Source organism: Burkholderia sp. E168m15 (assembly GCF_016586105.1).
Classification (GTDB): domain Bacteria; phylum Pseudomonadota; class Gammaproteobacteria; order Burkholderiales; family Burkholderiaceae; genus Burkholderia; species Burkholderia orbicola.
This window is the reverse complement of the sequence record NZ_BCPO01000177.1, coordinates 57,115-76,149: the sequence shown is the minus strand read 5'-3', so window position 1 is coordinate 76,149 and position 19,035 is coordinate 57,115. Positions and strand designations below refer to the sequence as shown.

The following is a 19,035-nucleotide window of genomic DNA, read 5'->3' as shown; positions in this document are numbered from 1 at the left end:
ATGCGACCGGCACGCCGACGGCGACCGACAGCGTGCCGGCGCCCACCGCCAGCGCCAGCGAGCGCGCGATCGCATCCGCGACGAGCGGATCGCGCCACACCGCCGCGAACGCGCGGCCGCCGCCCGCGCATGCCACATCGACCAGCGCGGCCAGCGGCAGCACGAAGCACACCGCGAGCAAGGCCACCGCGGGCAGCGCGCCGAAGCGGCGCAGCACGCCGCGCTCGGGTAAGGACGCCTGCATCCCGTGCTCCTTACTGGCCGAGCGTGGCCTGCGACCACAGCTGGTCGACCTCGGCCTTGCGTGCCGCCGCCTTCGCGACATCGAGCGGGCGCACCTGCGGCGCGTTCGGCAGCTTCGCCGCGACGTCCGCCGCGACCGGCGTGCCGGGCACCGCCGGGCGCACGTAGCCTTGCGCGAACAGCGCCTGCCCGACGTCGCTCATCACGAGGTTGAGCCAGAGCTGCGCGGCGGACGGATTCGGGCCGTTCTTCACGAGACTCATCGCATAGGGCGCCGACACGCTGCCGTCCTGCGGAATCACGACGTCGGCCGCCTCGCCCATGCCGTCCGCGTACTTCGCCTTGAGGCCGTCGTTCTCGTAGCCGATCAGGATCGGGATCTCGCCCTTCACGAACTTCGCGTACGGCGTCGTGCCCTCGACGCGCAGCACGTTGCCGGCCTGCTTCAGCTTGCCGAAGAAGTCGGCGCCCGGCTTCGGGTTCTCGACGCTGCCGCCGTTCGCATAGGCCGCCGCGAACACCGCGACCTGGCCCTGCCCGGTCGAGCGCGGATCGAGGTAGACCACCGCGTTGCGGTACTCGGGCTTCAGCAGGTCGGACCAGCGCTGCGGCACGTTCTTGACGAGCTTCCGGTTGACGAGGAACGCGATGTTCAGCGAATGCACGGCGAACCAGCGGGCGTCGGCCGCGCGGAACACGCCCGGCAGCTTGTCGAAGTTGATGGGCCGGAACGGCGCGACGACGTCCTTGCCCGCGGCGTCGAGCGCCGACGCCGCGAAGTAGTACGCGGTATCGGCCTGCGGGCGGCGGCGCGACTTGTCGAGCGCGACGACGGTCGCGGCCGAGCCGATGTCGTTGTAGGTGATCTCGACCTTCGGGTAGCGCTTGCGGAATTCGGCGAACAGCGCCTTCCAGTTCGCCCACTCGGGGCCGGTATCGAACGACACGACGAGCCCTTCGTCGGCCGCCTTCGCGTACAGCGCGTCTTCGCCCGGATACAGCGGCGCGGCCTGCGCCGCCGCGCAGGAAAGCGCCGCGAGCGCGCACAGCGCGAGCACGCGGGCGCGCATGGCCTTCACAAGAGGGGAGCCTGCAAACATCGTGAATCTCCGTTGAACGAAAGGAATCAGTGCGCGTCCGGCGATGCCGGCAGCACGAGCAGATGGCAAGGGTCGATCGCGATGCTGCGCGAGGCGGGCTCGCGCCCCTCGCACAGCAGCACGTCGGCCGAGCCGTCCGGAATGAAGTCGTAGCGCTGCGTCGCGCCGAAGTAACGCACCTCGCCGCGACGGCCGTCGATGCGGTTGGCGCTGTGTTCCGGCGGATCGGCCTGCACATGCTCGGGCCGCACCAGCACCGCGACCTCCGCACCCGGCCGATGCGTGCCCGTGTCCGCGCGCAGCGTCGCGAAGCGCACGTCGATTTCGCCGTGCGCGAGCACACGCCCGCGCAGCAGCGTCGAGTGCCCGACGAAGCGCGCGACCTGGGCGGTCGCCGGGCGCTCGTACAGGTCGCGCGGCGTGCCGGCCTGCAGCACGCGGCCGCCGTCGACGATCGCGACGCGGTCGGCCATGCTCAGCGCCTCGTCCTGGTCGTGCGTGACGAACAGCGTCGTCGCGCCGCAAGCGCGCTGCAGCCCACGGATCTCGTCGCGCAACTGATGACGGATACCGGCATCGAGCGCCGCCAGCGGCTCGTCGAGCAGCAGCAGCTTCGGCTCGATCACGAGCGCCCGCGCGAGCGCGACGCGTTGCTGCTGTCCGCCGGACAGCATCGCGATGCCGCGCGTCGCGTGCGCCGACAACCCGACCCGCTCGAGCATGTCGAGCGCGCGCCGGCGCCGGACGTCGGCCGCGACGCCGCGCATCCGCAGCCCGTACGCGACGTTGTCGACGACCGACAGGTTCGGGAACAGCGCGTAGTGCTGGAACACCATCCCCACCTCGCGCCGCCACACGGGCACGCCGGCCACGTCATCGCCGCCGATCGCAATGCGGCCGCGCCAGCCGTCGAGCAGCCCGGCCGCGAGCCGCAGCAACGTGGATTTGCCGGACCCGCTGCGCCCCATCACCGCGAGCAGTTCGCCCTGCGCGGCGGACAGCGTGACGTCGTCGACGCCATGACGGGCGCCCGGATACTGGAAACTGACGTGTTCGAATTCGAGACTCATGGATGACTCACTTCAGACGTTGCACGGTGCCGACGGACACGAGCGTCGCCAGCACGGCGAGCACGAGCAGCACGACGGTGGCGGCGCACGCCATCCCCGTCGCGCCGTAGAACGCCTGCAGCAGCACGATCGGATAGTTCCGGTAGCGAAAGCCGGCGATCAGGTTCGAGATCTGGAATTCGCCGATCGACAGCGCGGCCACCATCACGAGGCCGGAAAACAGGCTGTGCCGCAGGTTCGGCAGCACGATCGTGACGAACTGGCGCAGCGGCGTCGCACCGAGCGTCGCCGCGCAAGCTTCGAGCCGCGCGAGGCCGAGATGCCGCAGGTCGCCGAGCAGCGTCTGCAGCAGATACGGCAGCGTCAGCACCGCGTGCGCCGCGATCATCAGCGGCAGCGTGCCGAGCCACGGCAACGTGTCGCCGCTGAAGATCGCGATGTAGCCGAAGCCGAGCGTCAACGCCGGCACGGCGACCGGCATCAGCATCACGACGCGCGTCGCGAATCCGCCGCCGGCCTGCGCACGATGATGCAGCGCATACGCGAGCGGCAGGCCGATCACCGCGTTGAGCGCGCAGCACGCCAGCGCGACGATGAAGCTCACGCCGAACGCGCGCGTGAAGCTCCGGTTCGCGGCCAGATCGGCGAACCAGTGCCCGGTGACGCCGGCGGGCAGCAACGTGTTCGTCCACGATTCGCCCACGGCACCAACCAGCAGCAACGCGATCGGCAACAGCAGGTAGAGGCCGAACACCGCGAGCAGCGCCTGCAGCAGCAGGCGCCCGACGCGCGGCCGGGCCGGTTTGTTACGACGAATCGGAATACCGTCGGCCGGAGCCGGGGTGGTTGACGCAGGCATGAATACACTCGCTGACGATCGGAAAAACCTCGCGCAACGCCCGCCGGACGGGCCTGCATGCGTTGTCGAAGCCGGCGCAGTGTGCGGTTTCGACATGGCATCGTCATGAAAAAAACGTAAAAAGCGCGCATCGACCTGTGCAAGGACGGAACAGCCCGCGATGAAGCACCTGTATCCGAACGTGGCGGAGCTGCATGCCTTCGCCACGTCCGCGAAGTATTTGAACTTCTCCTATGCGGCCCGGGAACTGGGCCTGACGCCGAGCGCGGTCAGCCGGCAGATCGCGAACCTCGAGGCGCTGTTCGGCGTGAAGCTGTTCGTGCGCGAGGGGCGCGGCCTCGCGCTCACTCGGGCGGGCCAGGTGTATCACGCGCGCGTCGTCGGGCCGCTGCGCGAAATCGGCAACGCGTCGATCGAACTGCTGAGCGCACGGGAGAACAGCGACCTGCTGACGATCGCGAGCGTGCCGACGTTCACGACCAAGTGGCTGCTGCCGCGGCTCACGCGCTTTCTCGCCGCCGCGCCGGGCGTCACGCTGAGCTTTCGCCGCCATCTCGCGCCCGGCGACGTGTTTCCGTTCGGGCTCGACGCGGCGATCCGCTACGGCGACGGCGGATGGGAAGGCGTGCGAAGCGACTATCTGGGTGGGCGGACCTTCGTGCCGGTCTGCTCGCGCGAATTCGCCGACCGGCATGCATTGCATGTGCCCGCCGACGCGGCGGCGGCGCCGCGCCTCGTGCACGAGCAGGCGGAGATCGCGTGGTCCGCGTGGGCGGAACGTCATCGCGCGACGCAGATGAACGCGCTGGCCGGGCCGCGCTTCGAGCAGTATTCGGTGCTGATCCAGGCGGCGCAGGCCGGGCTCGGGATCGCCCTCGTGCCGCGCTTCCTGATTCTCGACAATCTCGCGGCGGGCACGCTGGTCGAGCCGTTCGACGCACCGGTCGACGTGGACGCGCAGGGGCACTACCTGTGCTACGCGCCGGAGCGCCTCGACACGAGCGATGCGTTGCGGCGCTTCAGGGAATGGATGCTGGACGAAGCGGCGCGCGCGTAAGGCGGCACGGCGCCGCCCCGGAAACGAGTGGCGCGCACCGCCGCACGGCTGCGCGCGCCGCTTGCCGGCCGGACACCGCCTCACGGCGGCATCCGGCATACCACGTCAACGCCCGATACCGAGCCCCGGCAGCACCGGCGTGTTCTCGGCCACGACCGCCTGCAGCAGGCGCGGATCGGCGCCGAGCAGCGCGAGGATCGTCGGCGCGACCTGCTTCGTGCCGACGAGATCGTTCACCGTGCGCGCACGATGAATGCCCGGATACGACACGAGCAGGCCGAGGTGGCTGTCGTCCGGCGCGTTGCCGCCGTGCTCCTCGTCCTTCTTCGTGCTCGACGTATAGATCACGCCCGGATTCGGCTGGACGACGATGTCCGGCGTGCGGCCGTTGGCCGGATCGCCGAAGCGGTCGGCCAGCGCCGCGCCGTACAGCACGTACGCCTGCGGGCCGTCCGCGCAGATCCCCGGCGCGTTGCAGCCGAGATTCGCCTTCAGCGTCTGCACGACGGCCGTGCGCTGGCTGCGGTCGCGCAGCCAGATCAGGCCGACGTCGTCGGTCTGCACGAAGCCCGTGCCGACCAGGCCCGAACCGTCGTTCAGGTTGCCCGTCGTCGTGTTGTTCTGGCCGAAGTTGCCGTTCGGATCGAGGAAATTGTTCGCTTCGAGCAGCTTCGTCAGCGTGTCGCCGTTCTTCACCAGCTTCGTGTGATCGCTCGGCGACTGGCCGTGCTTCGACGTGACGATCACGGCCGTCGACGAATACAGGTTCGCCTGCTTCAGCGCCGCGACGACGTGGCCGATCGCGTCGTCGACATACGTGATCGCGTTCGCGACCTGCCCGTTCGGCGTGAAGTCGGCGTCGAGATAGCCGCCGCCCTTCGCGACCGGCGCCTTCTGCGCGACGCTCAGCGTCTGGAAGTTCGCACCGAACAGCGTCGGCACCGGCGCGGTCTTCGTGCCGGTCGAATCGCGGCCGCCGATCTGGCGGATCAGCGCCTGCACGTGCAGGTTGTCGAAGCGCGCGGTATGCGAGTAGACGTCCGTATAGTCGGTGTTGGTCGCCGGGTCGATCGAATTGATCTCGGTGCGCATCAGGTCGTCGACGCCGGTGCCCGACGGGCCGTTCAGCCAGTCGTAGCCCCACGCGTGCTTGTCGGCCCACGCGGTGCGCGCATTCGGCACGCCGGCCTTCACGGCCTCGAACACCGTGTTGGTCTTCACGTAGTCGTGCGGGTAGACCGGCACGCACTGGCCGTTGACCTTCGCATGCGGGATCGCCTGCGGATTGAACGCGCCGCCGCCGTCGAGGTGCACGAGCGCGCCGCCGTTCTGCGCATCGATGCCGGTCGTCTCGTCGAACACGACGTTCCAGCCCTGCTTGCCCGAGCACGTCGTGTCGCTCGGCGCGTACAGGTTGCGGTCGTACGACACGTCGTAGAACAGGCCGGCCGTCTTCGGCGAGCCGCCCGTCACCAGTGCGGCGAGGCCGGGAAACGAATCCGACAGCCCCGGCGTGTACGCATTCGCGTACGTCACGCCGCTCTTCGCGAGTACCGCGAGGTTCGGGCACGTATTCGCGCCGATGCAGCGCGCCAGATCTTGCTCGTGCAGGCCGTCGATGCTCAGCAGCAGCACGTGCTTCACGACGCGGCTCGGCCGGCCGTTGCTCTCGCCCTGAGCGTTACCGTCCTGTTGCGCCGCATGCACGCCCGCGCTTGCGAGCGCCAGCGCGCCCGCCGCCATCACCGCCATGTTTCGTTGCTTGACGAACCTGGAAATCATCACCCCACCTCATCGATTGATGTTGAACTGCGTGACCTGCCATCAGGCGCGCAAAATATCGCCGGGCCATGCGGCGGTCGGATGAAGCGGGGCTTTCTGTTCTCTGTCAAACGTAACCAATCGCAAATGACATGAAGGGGTCGCAATCCGCGGCCCTCGCGTGCGCCGGCCCGTGCGACGGGATTTTTTTCGACTTGGCCCGCGACTATTGGCGTGTGATAAAGGGTTTTCCCTGACCCGGAGCACGACTATGTCAACCCTGGAAGCTCTCCGGTTCGTGCTGGACGATGCACGTACCCCCGAAATCATTCGCCATCACGTCGTCGACGCGCTGCAGTACGCGTTGCGCAATTACGGACAGGTGTTTACCGCGAAAGAAGTCGAATGGCTGACGCAGTGGGACGACGCGCGTCTGCCGCTGGCCGCGAGGAAGGAGCTGGACAAGCGCGAACCGGCGATCGCCGGACGCTGAAAAAAAGCCGCCACGCCCGACGGGTGCGGGCACGGCGGCGGATGAGGGATGACGGGCGGCGGTAACGCTTACTGCAGCCCGAAGTCGACGCGGGTCGTCGCGCCCTTGTCCGAGATGCCCTTCGCGTCGAGCTTCGGCGCGACGACGAACATGCGGCTCGAATCGATCTTGCCGTCGAGATACTGGCGCACGGCCTGCGCGCGCTGCTGCGCGAGCGCACGCAGCGCGTTGTCGTCGGCCGGCGCGTGATCGGCGAGCGCCTGCTTCATGTCCGCATCGGGCAGCGTCTTCTGCAGGCCCACCAAGTTGCGCGGCTTCTTGAAGTCGGCGGCCTTGTAAGCGCGCGTCAGGTACTTCGAGTATTCGGCCTTGTCGACCTTCACCGACATCGGATCGATGCTCTCGCCCTGGCCGACCACGTCCTTCAGCTTCTGCTGGCGCACCAGCCGCTCGACGTACGCGTCGCGCAGGCCCGGCGTGTCCTGCGCCGGATCGACGCGGCCGATCAGGTCGAGGCGGATCGACGGCTTCTCGGTTAGCATCTTCACCACGGTGTCGAGCTTCTTCTGCTGCGCGTCGGTCAACGCGTACGAGCCCGGCGCGAACTCGACGTAGCCGAGATCCTCGCCGCCGCTGCCGCCGAACGCATTCGCGAGCAGCGTGAACGGCGACGTGACGGCCTTCGCGATCAGGTTCAGCACCGCGTGCCAGATCAGCCCGCCGACGCTGAACTCCGGATTCGACAGCGAGCCCGACACCGGCAGATTCACGTCGATCTGGCCGCGCGTGTTCTTCAAGAGCGAGATCGCGAGCTTCACCGGCAGCTTCGTCGCGGTGTCGTTCTCGACGCGATCGCCGAACGTCAGCTGGTCGATGAAGATGTGGTTGTTCGCCGACAACTGGTCGTTCGCGAGCTGGTAGTGCAGGTCGACGTTGAGCTTGCCCTTCGTGATCGGATAGCCCGCGTACTTCGCCGAATACGGCGTCAGGTTGGTCAGTTCGATGTCGTGCGCGGTGGCCGTGAGGTCGAGCGCCGGCTTCTCGATCAGCGGGTTCACCGAGCCCTTGATCGAAATCGGCCCGTTGCCCGCGAGGTTCGCGGCGACGTCGACCGGCGCGGACGTCGTCGAATCCGTGCCGAACGCGCCGACCGTGCCCTTGATCGCGACGAGGTTCGCCGTGTAGTTCGGCTTGATGAAGTTGTCCGTGTACGTGACGCGGCCGTTCTGCAGCAGCAGTTCGCCGAAGTGCATCCGCACCGGGTTCTGCGGCTGCGGCGCGGCCTTCACGACCACCGTCGCCGACGCGGCGGCCGGCACGGACGCCTGCTGCGCGGCCGCGGCCGAGGCGGCCTGCGCGGCGGCCGGCGGCGTCACGCCCGGCGACAGCGGCACCGGCTCGCCCTTGCTCGCGTCGCGCGTGAGCGACTGCGCGGGGCCCGTCTCCTTCGCGACCACGTCCTTCAGGTTCAGCCGGCCCTGCGCGTCGAGCAGCACGCGGCCGTAGAAGTTCGAGAACGTCACGCGCGCGGCGTCGACGTCGGTGCCCTTCTCGTCGTAGTTCGCCTTCAGGTTCGACAGCGCGAGCGAGCGCCAGCCGGCGAACGGGTCGGAAGTCGCCTTGTCGAGCATCCGCACGTCGACCAGCGCGAGGTCGCCGCGATAGGTCGCGCGCGGCGTGTCCTTCACCTGCGCGAACGTCAGGTTGCCCTGCGCGTTGAGCAGCGCGCTCGCGATCGTCGCGTTCAGCGCGCTGCCGAAGTATGGCTCGAACGCGGCCGCATCGAGGCGGTTGCCGTTGATCTTCAGGCCGAGCTTCAGCGGCTGCGCGGTCACGTCGCCCGACACGTTCAGCGAGCCCTTGCGGTTCAGCGTCGCCTTCAGCTGCACGGGCAGCGGCTTCGTCAGGTCGTCGCTCACCTTCTGCACCGACAGCTCCAGCGGCTTGATCGCCAGCTTCACCGGGCGCGGCGTCGACAGGTCGGTGAAGTTCGCGGACGCCTCCTTCACGTTCAGCGCCTCGATCCGGTAGTGCCACGACGGCGCGGCGGCCTGGGCCTTGCGCGCGACCGTGCGCGGCGGCACCGCGGCTTGCGCGGGTTCGGCCAGCGCCGCGAGGTCGATCTTGCCGTCCTTCAGGCGCTTCACGTCGAGCGCGAGCCCGCTCGTGTCGACGCTCGCGATCTCGGCGGTGCGCGCGGCGACGTCGATCTTCGCGATCTTCGCGCTCGCGTCGGGCAGCACGATCGCGGGCGCCTTGTTGTCCGGCGCGGCGATCTTCAGCGACTTGAGGCTGACCGTGCTGTCGGCGACTTCCGCGGCGAGCGGCGTCTTGCCCCAGTCGGTCTTCGCGTTGACGGTCGCGCCGAGCGTTCCGTCGAGCACGCGCGCGCGCGTCGCCTCGCCGAGATACGGCTGCAGCGCCGGCAGCGCGAGCGCGGCGACCGTCAGCTTCGTGTCGGCCTGCTTCGCGGCGAGGTTGAACGCGCCTTCGGCCTTCACGTCGCCGCCGCGCGACAGCGACGTCGACAGCGTGTACTTGGCGGGCGTCTTGCCCTGCAGCGAGAAGCCGTCGAGCGTCGCGGCGAGCTTCGTCAGCGACAGCGCGGTCGGCGTCGCCGGCACGCGGTCGTCGACGTTGATCGTGCCCCCGTCGATCGCGACATGGCGAATCGTCAGGTCGAGCGGCGGCGCGGCCTTCGCGGCGGCGCTTCCTTCGGCCTTCGCGCCGCTGGCGGCGGCGACGGTGGCGCCAGACGCGGCCGACGCACCGGAAACGGCGACGGCCGACGCGCCCGGCTTGCCGGCTGCGGCCTTCGGCGCGGCGGCCGGTTGCGCGACCAGCTTCTCGACGTTCAGCACGCCCTGCTTGTCGCGCGACAGATCGACCACCGGCTGGTCGAGCCGGATCTCGTCGAAGTGCATCGCGTTGCGCAGCGGTTCCAGCCCGGCCGCCGCGATGTGCACGCCGCGCGCGGCGAACAGCGGCGCCGACGCGCGGTCGGTCACCTTCGCGTCGCTCAGGTCGACGGTGCCCGACACGCGCAGCGCGGGCGTCTCGCCGCTCATCACGAAATTGACCGTGAGGTTGCTGCTGAGCAGGCCGCTCGTCACGGCCACCGGCAGCTTCGCCGGCACGTACGAGATCAGCTTCGGCACGTCGAGGCGGTCGAACTTCAGCGCGATCTCCGATTCGCGCGACTGCGCGAACGGCTTGGTCTTGCCGTCGATCGAGATCGGGCTGCCGTCGAAGCGCGCGCGCAGCTTCGGCTCGACGAAGATGTCGGTCTTCGAGGCCAGCGTCGCGATGTACGGAATGCCGAGCGTCCAGTTGTCGACCACGTGCTTTTCGTTCAGCAGGCGATCGTCGAAATCGATCCGGCCGTCGTTGACCTGGATGTTCGACACCGAGAATTGCGTCGGCTTGCTGTCGGGCTTCGGCGTCGGCGACGAGAACTTCTCGATCAGGTCGGTGAAGTTGAAGCGCTGCGCGTCGTAGCGAACGACGTGAAAGCGCGGCGAATCGAGCCGGACCTCGTTGACGATCGGCGCGCCGCGGAACAGCGACGACCACGACGGCCTCACGACGAGCTTGCCGATGTCGATGAAGTCGCCCTGGCCGCCGCGCTCGCCGAGGCGGATGCCGTCGGCTTCGAGGTTCAGCGTGTACGGGTTCAGTGCGATGCGCTGAATCGTGGCCGGCCGGTCGAGCTGCTTGCTCAACTGCTGTTCGGCGACATGGCGGATCAGCGGCGGCGCCGCGAAGAAGCCGAGCAGTCCGAACAAAACGAGGAAGATCAGCACGCCGATGCCGATACGCCGGGTCCGGCGCGAGCGTGCAACGCCACCGAGGGCATGGAGGGTCGAGGGTACGGTTTCTTTGTCTGCGCTTGCCATGCTTGAATATCTCGGGAATGGATGCCGGGCCGCACCGGGGAACCGGGCGGCCGCGCACGCTATCCCGAAAGTATAGGCTCAGGAGGTGACGGTACGGCGGTCGGGCGCCGCCGCCGCGCCCGCCGATCGGACAACGGCGGCGGTCAACCGTTCATTTCCGGACGACGACGGGCGGCATCCACGAGCCGTCGCTCGCCTGCGGCTTCGGCGCGTAGAGGCGCAACGCGAGCGCGAAATCGGTCCGCGGCGCCGGCAGCCAGTTGGCCGCATGCGTGCCGCCCGGCGACGCCGACACGACGATGTCGATCGAGCCGTCGTGGTTGCGGCGCAGCCGGTCGCGATCGCCGAGCGAGCGGCGCGCCGACCCGACGTCGGGCAACGCGCCGTTGGTGGTGTACGGCGTGAGCGTCCAGAACGCGCGCACCGGCGGCAGCGCGCCCGGCGCGAAATGCAGCACGTACCGGTTCGCGCCGTTCAGCGCGTGGCCGTCGCTGTCGACGCGGGTGATCGCGAGCGTCTCGTCGTCGCGCGTCGCGGTGCCGAACTGCGTGTAGGCCGCATACGCGCGCAGCGCGTAGTCCTGGCCGTACTTGCCGGCCGTATCGCCCAGCCAGGTCCAGCCGTTCGCGTTCAGCAGGTTCGACGGCGGGGTCGCGAGCCGCGCGCGCGCCTCGGCGACGCCGGCCGTCGCGGCCGTCAGACGGTCGCCCGTCCACAGCACCGGGTAGCCGGCCGTCACGCCGATGTCGCCGAGCGATTCCTGCGCGTGTGCGTCGTCGGCCGGCGCCGGATTGTCCTGCAGCGCCCGCGCGAAGCGCGTGAAGAACGCCTTCGGGTCGAGCGCGGTCACTTGTTCGGCCGGCGTGCCGCCACCCACCGCTTCGGATGGGGCACTGCCCGCATGGACCGCGACCGATGCGCCGCGCTCGGCGCCCGTGTAGACCGACAGCGGCACCACGCGGATCGCGCGCTGCAATTTCTTCACGTTCGTCAGATCGCGCCCGCCGCTCGTCTGCAGCCGCACTTCGAGCCACGCATTGGCGGACGGCACGTCGACACGCTGTACGCCCTTCGGCAGCGTGCCCTGCCAGTCCTTCGCGGCGAAGGCAATCGTTTGCGATCGCCCGGCGCCACGGGCGCCGCGCGCCGCGACGCTCGACGACGACCACAGCACGTTCGTCCACATGTCGAGCGCGCGTGCGTCCCAGTAGCGGCCGCGCGTGTCGGGCAGCGTGACGATCATGGGTTCGGCGGCGACGTCGAGCCAGCCGGTCGAGTCGAGCGTGTCGACGCCCGGCAGCGGCGGATTGACCGCGCCGACGGGCGGCAGCGCCTGCGCGTGGCGCAGCGTGTTGAGCGGCGCCTGCCCCGGCTGCGCGCCGTCGCCGCCCGTCGCCGCCTCCTTCGCGACGTCCATCAGCACGAGCGGATACGCATAGATATAGGAGTCGGCGACTTCCGCGCGCATCCAGCCGGTTTTCCGCTGGATCGCGTCCGGTTGCGACGCGCATCCCGCAAGCAACGCCGCAATGGCCAGCGACGCGCATGCGCGTCGCAGAGAAACTGATTCTCGCTGGTTTTCAATCATCGATTACTGGCCGAATATCGTTCTTTTCAGTCAACGCCCTGTTCGTCTTGCGAACGGCGAAGCAAGGCACCCCAGCGTGCCCGGATGACCGTTTCGCTACGTTTCGTAACGGTGGGGCGCTGATGTCAGGCCGGTATCATAGCGCCTAAGGGCATCCCCCAATATGCCGAATAACGGGTAAAACGCTAGCCGAATCGTCAAAAAATCTGAAATAGTTCACGGGATTCCGCAAAAATCTGGAACAGCATCGGGAACATCGACCCGTAAACGCCTCGCGAGCGCCAAGCTCGGCGCTTCAGCGCTCACCGGCTGTCCGTACGGAAGCCGGGCGATCGCTTTTCCTGCGTTGTGACACCCTGTGCGCATCGACCTGCGTCGCATCGTCGCCGACGCTTGACCTTACCATCATGGGAATGTTGATACTGGAACCATTCGCGGCACGAACCGCGCTTTTGGGGAATCCGACATGACTGAACCACTTGCCTCCGCGGCGCTGCAAACGATCGAGCTGAACGTCGACGGCATGCATTGCGGCGGCTGCACGGGCCGCGTGCAGCGCGCGCTGGCCGCCGTGCCGGGCGTCGTCGATGCGGCGGTCGATCTGGATGCGCATACGGCGACGGTCACCGCGCAGGAGACCGTCGAGCCGGATCAGCTCGTTGACGCCGTCCGTGAGGCCGGCTATCGCGCCGCGGTGCGCGACGCGGCCGGCGAAGCGGTTGCGCCCACGCAGGTGGCGCACGCGACGCCCGACGCAACGCCGTCTGCGCCGGCTGCCGCCACGACGATCGAACTCGATATCGATGGCATGACCTGCGCGTCGTGCGTGTCGCGCGTCGAGAAGGCGCTCGTCAAGGTGCCGGGCGTCACGCGTGCATCGGTCAACCTCGCGACCGAACGCGCGACGGTCGACGCATCGGCCGGCGTTTCGGCCACGCAATTGGCGGATGCCGTGAAGCAGGCCGGCTACGGCGCGACGCCGACGGCGTCGGACACCGACGTCCCGGCCCGCGTCCCTACCCTGCCCACCGCGCCCGCAAACATCGAACTCGACATCGACGGGATGACCTGCGCGTCCTGCGTGTCGCGCGTCGAGAAGGCGCTCGCGAAGGTTCCGGGCGTCACGCGTGCATCGGTCAATCTTGCAACCGAACGTGCAACGGTCGACGCGTCGAACGACGTGTCCGCCGCGCAGCTTGCCGACGCGGTGAAACAGGCAGGCTACGGCGCAACACCGATCGCCGTCTCGGCTCGGCCCGCAACTTCCGCTGCCACGCCCGCTTCCGCCGACGTCGAACTCGACATCGGCGGCATGACGTGCGCGTCCTGCGCCGGCCGCGTCGAAAAGGCGCTGGCCGCCGTGCCGGGCGTCGCCCGCGCGACGGTCAACCTCGCGACCGAACGCGCGTCGGTGCACGGCGCCGGCGCACTCGACGCCGCCACGCTGATCGCGGCGGTCACCACAGCCGGCTACCGTGCGTCGCTTCCGGCCGCGTCACCCGCCAGCGCACCGGCCGGCGCCGACTTACAGCCAGCCAGCCCCGCGCAGGACCCCGACGCACGCAAGCGCCGCGAAGCGATTCGCGAACGCAACCTCGTGATCGGCGCCGCCGTGCTGAGCGCGCCGCTCGTCGCGCCGATGCTCGCCGCACCGTTCGGTATCGACCTGATGCTGCCCGGCTGGCTTCAGCTCGTGCTCGCGTCGATCGTGCAGTTCGGCTTCGGCGCGCGCTTCTACCGCGCGGCCTGGCATGCGGTGAAGGCACGCACCGGCAACATGGACCTGCTCGTCGCGCTCGGCACGTCGGCCGCATACGGGCTGAGCCTGTGGATGCTGCTGCGCGATCCCGCGCATCCCGGCCATCTGTATTTCGAAGCGTCGGCCGTCATCGTCACGCTCGTGCGCTTCGGCAAGTGGCTCGAATCGCGCGCGAAGCGCCAGACCACCGAGGCGATCCGCGCGCTGAACGCGCTGCGCCCCGACCGTGCGCGCGTCGTCGAGCACGGCGTCGAACGCGACGTGCCGCTGTCGCAGGTGCGCGTCGGCACGCGCGTCGGCATCCGGCCCGGCGAGCGCGTGCCCGTCGACGGACGGATCGTGTCGGGCCGCTCGCACATCGACGAATCGCTGATCACCGGTGAAAGCCTGCCCGTGCCGAAGGACGATGGCGACGCCGTCACGGCCGGCTCGATCAACGGCGAAGGTGCGCTCGTCGTCGAAACCACCGCGATCGGCGCAGAGACGACGCTCGCGCGCATCATCCGCCTCGTCGAATCCGCGCAGGCCGAGAAGGCGCCGATCCAGCGGCTCGTCGATCGCGTCAGCGAGGTGTTCGTGCCGGCGATCCTCGGCATCGCCGTGCTGACGCTGGTCGGCTGGCTGATCGCCGGCGCCGGGACGGAAACCGCGATCCTCAACGCGGTCGCGGTGCTCGTGATCGCGTGCCCGTGCGCGCTCGGTCTCGCGACGCCCGCCGCGATCATGGCCGGCACAGGCGTCGCGGCCCGGCACGGCGTGCTGATCAAGGACGCGCAAGCGCTCGAGCTTGCGCAACGCACGACCGTGATCGCGTTCGACAAGACCGGCACGCTGACCGAAGGCAAACCGTCCGTGACGGCGTTCGACGCCGTCGGCATACCGCGCGCCGAAGCGCTCGCGCTCGCGGCGGCCGTGCAGCGGCAGAGCGACCATCCGCTCGCGCGTGCGGTGGTCGTCGCGCACGACGCGGACGTGGCCGCACAGGGCGGCGCAGCCGCGTCGGTCGTCGCGACCGATGCGCGCGCGGTGGCCGGGCGCGGCGTGGAAGCGCACGTCGGCGGGCAACAGCTTGCGCTCGGCAGCACGCGCTGGCGCGACGAACTCGGCATCGCGGTGCCGCCGGCGCTCGATGCGCGCGCGGCGGAACTCGAACGCGCGGGCAACACGATCTCGTGGCTGATGCGTGCCGATGCGCCGCGCGCGGTGCTCGCGCTGATCGCCTTCGGCGACACCGTGAAGCCGGGCGCCCGCGACGCGATCGCGGCGCTGTCGGCGCGCGGCGTCGCGAGTGCGCTCGTGACGGGCGACAACCGCGGCAGCGCGACGGCCGTCGCGGCGGCGCTCGGCATCGGCGAAGTGCATGCGCAGGTGCTGCCCGACGACAAGGCGCGGGTCGTCGCCGAGCTGAAGCGCACGCACGGGGGCGTCGTCGCGATGGTCGGCGACGGGATCAACGATGCGCCCGCGCTCGCCGCGGCGGACGTCGGCATCGCGATGGCGACCGGCACCGACGTCGCGATGCACACGGCCGGCATCACGCTGATGCGCGGCGACCCGGCGCTCGTCGCCGATGCGATCGACATTTCCAAACGCACGTACCGCAAGATCCAGCAGAACCTGTTCTGGGCGTTCGTGTACAACCTGGTCGGCGTGCCGCTCGCGGCGCTCGGCTTGCTGAACCCGGTGATCGCGGGCGCGGCGATGGCGTTTTCCAGCGTCAGCGTCGTGACCAACGCGTTGCTGCTGCGGAGATGGAAAGGCCGCGCGCGTTGATGCGGCGGGCCGTGAAGGCGGGATAGCCGAATGGGCCGTTCGGCGGTCGGTGGGCGGTGGGCGGTGGGCGGTGGGCGGTGGGCGGTGGGCGGTGGGCGGTGGGCGGTGGGCGGTGGGCGGTCAGAGGATCACGGAGCGTGCCGGCATTGGCCAGCTACGCAGTGTGCCGAATCGCACAACCCCATGACGATGCATCGCGAGCCCGCGGATTCAGTCCGACACGACCGGTTTGATCAACGTCGTGGTGATCGGCACGAAGCCGCATGAACGATACAGCGCACGCGCCGCCGCGTTGTGATTGAACACCGACAGCCCGATCTCGGTGACGCCGTAGCGACGCGCCTCGGCGTCGAGCGCATCGAGCGCACGCGTGGCCCAGCCCTGGCGGCGCCGGGACGGGACGATGTCGAGGTCGTAGATGAACAGCGTGCGGTTCGGCCCTTCGGGGACGATCGCGTACCAGAGGTCGCCCACCGTGTCGCCGCTGGCGCCGTCGATGAGCGTGACGAGGGTCTGGCCGGCGGTCAGCAGGCCGTCCGGCAGCAGCGTGTCGAAACAGGCGCGCGCACGATCGGCCGCGTCTTCGACAGCATTTTGCCCGGAGGAAACGAGATCGCTCGCGTAGCCGTGGATGGCTCGCGTGCGGTACGCGTGGAATTCGCCGGCCGTCATCGGCCGCATCTGCAGCATGGCCCGGTCGCCGTGAACGGAATCGGACTTCCAGTGTAACGGGACGGTCGCACCGGCGCGCGAGGCGGCGGTGGAAAACGGGCGAGCAGGTACGGCGGACGCCGCGCCGAATCAGCGAATCAGCGACGGTACAGGACGATCGGCACCAGGTTTGCACGGCGCACGCGCTCGGCTTCGGCGTGACGTGCGGCGTACGAGTATTCGGCGTCGAGCGGCAGGTGCGGGGACACGAACAGGTCGTCGATTTTTTGCAGCAGGGCGAAGATGAAGCTCATGTGAGACTCCTGACAGATATGGCTAGGGTTTTCCCTTAGAACGCCTCCATTCTAAGGGTTTTCCCTGAACTCTGCCAGCGAACTGCATCGGTTTGCCGCACCCGCGCGACAGCCGATCGCCGGCGGGAAGCGGCGATCCTTGCTGCATCGGGCTGTCAGGATAGGGTCGAAACGTTAGCGGGTGCGACGAACCCGCTTCGCGACGGCCGCCTCGCGGTTCGCGCTGCGCTGAAGCCGGTCGACTTGCGACAGGAGCGCTTCGTGGTGCTCCTCGAGCGTCATCAGCGTGGCCTGCTGCGTCGACAGATCGGCCGCGAGGCGATCGATCCGTTGCTGCTGGGTGGCCACGTCCTGCTTCAGGTGCGCGATCTGCCGCGTTTGCAGCACCAGCGCGACGAGCCCTACCAGCACGACGACGGCCAGCGCCAGCAGCAGCCGGTTGACGCGGCGCATCTCGCGATCGGCCGACCGCGTCAGTCCGTCCACGTCGGACTGCAGCGCGGCGAGCCGGTCGGTCAGCGGGCGCAGGTGCGTGTCTGGATCGAAGGCCGGCGCGGGCGGTTGCGGGCGCTCCGACGAGGGCTTGGTCACGAACGAGGCGGCGGATACCGCCGGCTGCGCAACCGGCGACGGCGAAACGTCGGGCTGCGGGGTCGTGTCGCGGGGCTTCGCGGAAGGTGTGGCGATTGCCGGTTCGAGCGGCCGCACCGACTGTGCCGACTGTGCCGACTGGGTCGGCTGGGTCGGCTGTGCCGGCGTCTGTGGCTCGACCGGCGCGGCGACGACCAGCGGCAGGTTCGAGTCAACCGCTTCCGGCTTCGAATCGACGCTCGTCGCAACCGGTGCGGCTGGCGTCGCCGCCGCTTCATTGGCGCCGGCAGCGACCCGGCGTTTGCTGCCCGATGACGCGCGGCGCTCCTTCACGGCGTCGCCCGAAGATTTCCCTTCGCGGGATTTGACGACCGCCGCCTCGACGACAGGCTTCGCGACTTCGCCATTTGCCGCTGGCGACTCCGCCGCCTGCGCCGCAGCGCCATCTTCGGCTTCCAGCTTCGTCTCCGCGTTCGCGGCGCGGTCGACCGCGGGCACGTCGATCTGCGTTACGCCGCCATCGACCGCAGGCGAATCGGCGGCCTGCGTTGCAAGCCCCTCTGCCGATGCGCCGTCGACGTTCGCGGCCACATCGCCTTCAGGTGTCGAAACGGAAACGGCCTCGACCGCCCCATCCTGCGCCGCCGTCCTTTCCGCTTCCGCATGCGTTGCCGCCGCATCCGCCGGCGGGACGAACCCGTCCAGCGTAGCCTGTCGCCCGTCATCGGCAACGGCCGCCGCATCGGCTTCCACCAGCGCTTCCTCGTGCGCCGTCACCGGCATGCGCTCGCCCGGCTCCAGCACCGGATCGCCGAACAGGTCGAGCGTCCGTTCGTCGCGCGGCGCGTCGCCGGCCGGTGCGCTGCCGGATCGCGCCGTCGCCCTGGCGGACGTGCTGCCTGCGGCAGCGGCCGAGCGCGGGCGCGAACGGGCCGACGAACGGGTGGAACGGGAGCGGGAGCGAGGCGTGGAAACGGATTCGGTCATGGAAATCGGATAGCGGGGCCCGCAGACGCGAACCCGGATGTCGAACGGAATCGGTGGCCGGCCATTGTCGCACGCCCCGCAACCGAGTCACGCAATCGAGTCACGCTATTCGTCGCCCGCCAGCCCGTTCCCGCCGTCGAAGCGCGTGACGCCGGGCAGCGCGCGCAGCTTGGCGCAGATGGCCTTGTATTCGAGTTCCGATACGCGCGCCAGCGCGATGCGCACCTCGTCCTGCTCCCCCGCGTCGTCGGCACGCTGCACGATGAACTGCTTCACGCGCGCACTGTCCGGGCCGAGCGCCGCGTGCAGCGAATCGAACGTCAGCGTGCCGCTCGCGACCGTCAACGCAAGCTGGCGCCGCTGGCGCACCGTGAAATAGCGCCGCTCCAGCGGCTTGATGCCGGCCAGGATGATCAGGATGATGATCGTCGCGGAAATCGCCGCGACATAGAGCCCGCCGCCCACCGCCAGGCCGATCGCCGCGACCGACCACAGGCTCGCGGCCGTCGTCAGCCCGCGCACGATCTCGCCGCGCAGCAGGATCGAACCCGCGCCGAGGAAGCCGATGCCCGATACGACCTGCGCGGCGATCCGCGACGGATCGAGCACGACGTGGTCGCTGGTGCCGAGCACGTCGGCAAAACCGAACGCCGACACGATCATGATCAGCGTCGAGCCGACGCACACCAGCATGTGCGTGCGCAGGCCGGCCGCCCACGACAGGCGCTCGCGCTCGAAGCCGATGACGCTGCCGAGCGCCGCCGCGAGAACGAGCCGCATCACGAGTTCCAGGTTGCTGAGCATCCGATTTCTCTCCTTTTTTTGGTGCCGGCCGCGCGGAATGTTTTATCCTTGGCCCCGGCCGCGCCGATTCTCCGGGCCGCGCCGACACG

General features: G+C 69.4%; 13 protein-coding genes and 1 pseudogene. 3 read left to right on the top strand and 11 right to left on the bottom strand.

Going from position 1 to position 19,035, the window contains the following annotated elements; genetic code table 11:
• The 4 genes and pseudogenes from JMF86_RS28550 to JMF86_RS28535 all read right to left on the bottom strand — a co-directional run.
• Positions 1-244, bottom strand: a pseudogene (locus tag JMF86_RS28550) (ABC transporter permease); the annotation flags it as partial.
• 10 nt (positions 245-254) lie between these two features.
• A complete protein-coding gene (locus tag JMF86_RS28545) occupies positions 255-1,343 on the bottom strand; it encodes an extracellular solute-binding protein (protein WP_011548938.1) in 1,089 nt (362 codons plus the stop codon).
• A 26-nt stretch (positions 1,344-1,369) separates the two neighbouring features.
• Positions 1,370-2,413, bottom strand: coding sequence for an ABC transporter ATP-binding protein (locus JMF86_RS28540; protein WP_011548937.1), 1,044 nt, complete (start codon positions 2,411-2,413; stop codon positions 1,370-1,372).
• Positions 2,414-2,420: 7 nt separating this feature from the next.
• A complete protein-coding gene (locus JMF86_RS28535) occupies positions 2,421-3,272 on the bottom strand; it encodes an ABC transporter permease (RefSeq protein WP_041489454.1) in 852 nt (283 codons plus the stop codon).
• A gap of 160 nt (positions 3,273-3,432) precedes the next feature.
• On the opposite strand from JMF86_RS28535, the gene JMF86_RS28530 reads away from it, so the two are divergent.
• Positions 3,433-4,329, top strand: coding sequence for a LysR substrate-binding domain-containing protein (locus tag JMF86_RS28530; RefSeq protein ID WP_011548935.1), 897 nt, complete (start codon positions 3,433-3,435; stop codon positions 4,327-4,329).
• Positions 4,330-4,434: 105 nt separating this feature from the next.
• On the opposite strand, the gene JMF86_RS28525 is transcribed toward JMF86_RS28530, so the two are convergent.
• Positions 4,435-6,111: an alkaline phosphatase family protein gene (locus JMF86_RS28525; protein WP_011694882.1), complete on the bottom strand. Its 1,677-nt coding sequence runs from the start codon at positions 6,109-6,111 to the stop codon at positions 4,435-4,437.
• Between the two features lie 250 nt (positions 6,112-6,361).
• On the opposite strand from JMF86_RS28525, the gene JMF86_RS28520 reads away from it, so the two are divergent.
• Complete coding sequence (locus JMF86_RS28520; protein ID WP_011548933.1) at positions 6,362-6,583, top strand: hypothetical protein; 222 nt, start codon at positions 6,362-6,364, stop codon at positions 6,581-6,583.
• 68 nt (positions 6,584-6,651) lie between these two features.
• Here JMF86_RS28520 and JMF86_RS28515 read toward each other — a convergent pair whose 3' ends face one another.
• Together JMF86_RS28515 and JMF86_RS28510 are read right to left on the bottom strand one after the other, a co-directional pair.
• Positions 6,652-10,479 carry a DUF748 domain-containing protein gene (locus tag JMF86_RS28515; protein ID WP_011548932.1) on the bottom strand — a complete coding sequence of 1,276 codons (3,828 nt, stop codon included), beginning with the start codon at positions 10,477-10,479 and terminating at the stop codon, positions 6,652-6,654.
• 151 nt (positions 10,480-10,630) lie between these two features.
• A complete protein-coding gene (locus tag JMF86_RS28510) occupies positions 10,631-12,067 on the bottom strand; it encodes a DUF1254 domain-containing protein (protein ID WP_011548931.1) in 1,437 nt (478 codons plus the stop codon).
• A 466-nt stretch (positions 12,068-12,533) separates the two neighbouring features.
• On the opposite strand from JMF86_RS28510, the gene JMF86_RS28505 reads away from it, so the two are divergent.
• Entirely contained in the window at positions 12,534-15,599 is a 3,066-nt protein-coding gene (locus tag JMF86_RS28505) for a heavy metal translocating P-type ATPase (protein WP_011548930.1), read from the top strand.
• 210 nt (positions 15,600-15,809) lie between these two features.
• Here the strand turns inward: JMF86_RS28505 and JMF86_RS28500 are convergent, their stop codons facing one another.
• The 4 genes from JMF86_RS28500 to JMF86_RS28485 all read right to left on the bottom strand — a co-directional run bounded on the left by JMF86_RS28500 (position 15,810) and on the right by JMF86_RS28485 (position 18,946).
• Positions 15,810-16,289 carry a GNAT family N-acetyltransferase gene (locus tag JMF86_RS28500; RefSeq protein ID WP_011548929.1) on the bottom strand — a complete coding sequence of 160 codons (480 nt, stop codon included), beginning with the start codon at positions 16,287-16,289 and terminating at the stop codon, positions 15,810-15,812.
• Positions 16,290-16,408: 119 nt separating this feature from the next.
• On the bottom strand, positions 16,409-16,564 hold the full coding sequence (locus JMF86_RS28495) for a hypothetical protein (protein ID WP_011548928.1): 156 nt from the start codon (positions 16,562-16,564) through the stop codon (positions 16,409-16,411).
• Positions 16,565-16,738: 174 nt separating this feature from the next.
• Positions 16,739-18,142, bottom strand: coding sequence for a flagellar hook-length control protein FliK (locus JMF86_RS28490; protein WP_175804397.1), 1,404 nt, complete (start codon positions 18,140-18,142; stop codon positions 16,739-16,741).
• A 105-nt stretch (positions 18,143-18,247) separates the two neighbouring features.
• Positions 18,248-18,946: an MgtC/SapB family protein gene (locus JMF86_RS28485; protein WP_011548926.1), complete on the bottom strand. Its 699-nt coding sequence runs from the start codon at positions 18,944-18,946 to the stop codon at positions 18,248-18,250.
• Between the last annotated feature and the right edge of the window lie 89 nt (positions 18,947-19,035).

Coding starts and splice junctions, on each gene's coding strand:
- JMF86_RS28545 (WP_011548938.1), bottom strand. CDS start 1,343: ATGTTTGCAGGCTCCCCTCTTGTGAAGGCCATGCGCGCCCGCGTGCTC.
- JMF86_RS28540 (WP_011548937.1), bottom strand. CDS start 2,413: ATGAGTCTCGAATTCGAACACGTCAGTTTCCAGTATCCGGGCGCCCGT.
- JMF86_RS28535 (WP_041489454.1), bottom strand. CDS start 3,272: ATGCCTGCGTCAACCACCCCGGCTCCGGCCGACGGTATTCCGATTCGT.
- JMF86_RS28530 (WP_011548935.1), top strand. CDS start 3,433: ATGAAGCACCTGTATCCGAACGTGGCGGAGCTGCATGCCTTCGCCACG.
- JMF86_RS28525 (WP_011694882.1), bottom strand. CDS start 6,111: ATGATTTCCAGGTTCGTCAAGCAACGAAACATGGCGGTGATGGCGGCG.
- JMF86_RS28520 (WP_011548933.1), top strand. CDS start 6,362: ATGTCAACCCTGGAAGCTCTCCGGTTCGTGCTGGACGATGCACGTACC.
- JMF86_RS28515 (WP_011548932.1), bottom strand. CDS start 10,479: ATGGCAAGCGCAGACAAAGAAACCGTACCCTCGACCCTCCATGCCCTC.
- JMF86_RS28510 (WP_011548931.1), bottom strand. CDS start 12,067: ATGATTGAAAACCAGCGAGAATCAGTTTCTCTGCGACGCGCATGCGCG.
- JMF86_RS28505 (WP_011548930.1), top strand. CDS start 12,534: ATGACTGAACCACTTGCCTCCGCGGCGCTGCAAACGATCGAGCTGAAC.
- JMF86_RS28500 (WP_011548929.1), bottom strand. CDS start 16,289: ATGCTGCAGATGCGGCCGATGACGGCCGGCGAATTCCACGCGTACCGC.
- JMF86_RS28495 (WP_011548928.1), bottom strand. CDS start 16,564: ATGAGCTTCATCTTCGCCCTGCTGCAAAAAATCGACGACCTGTTCGTG.
- JMF86_RS28490 (WP_175804397.1), bottom strand. CDS start 18,142: ATGACCGAATCCGTTTCCACGCCTCGCTCCCGCTCCCGTTCCACCCGT.
- JMF86_RS28485 (WP_011548926.1), bottom strand. CDS start 18,946: ATGCTCAGCAACCTGGAACTCGTGATGCGGCTCGTTCTCGCGGCGGCG.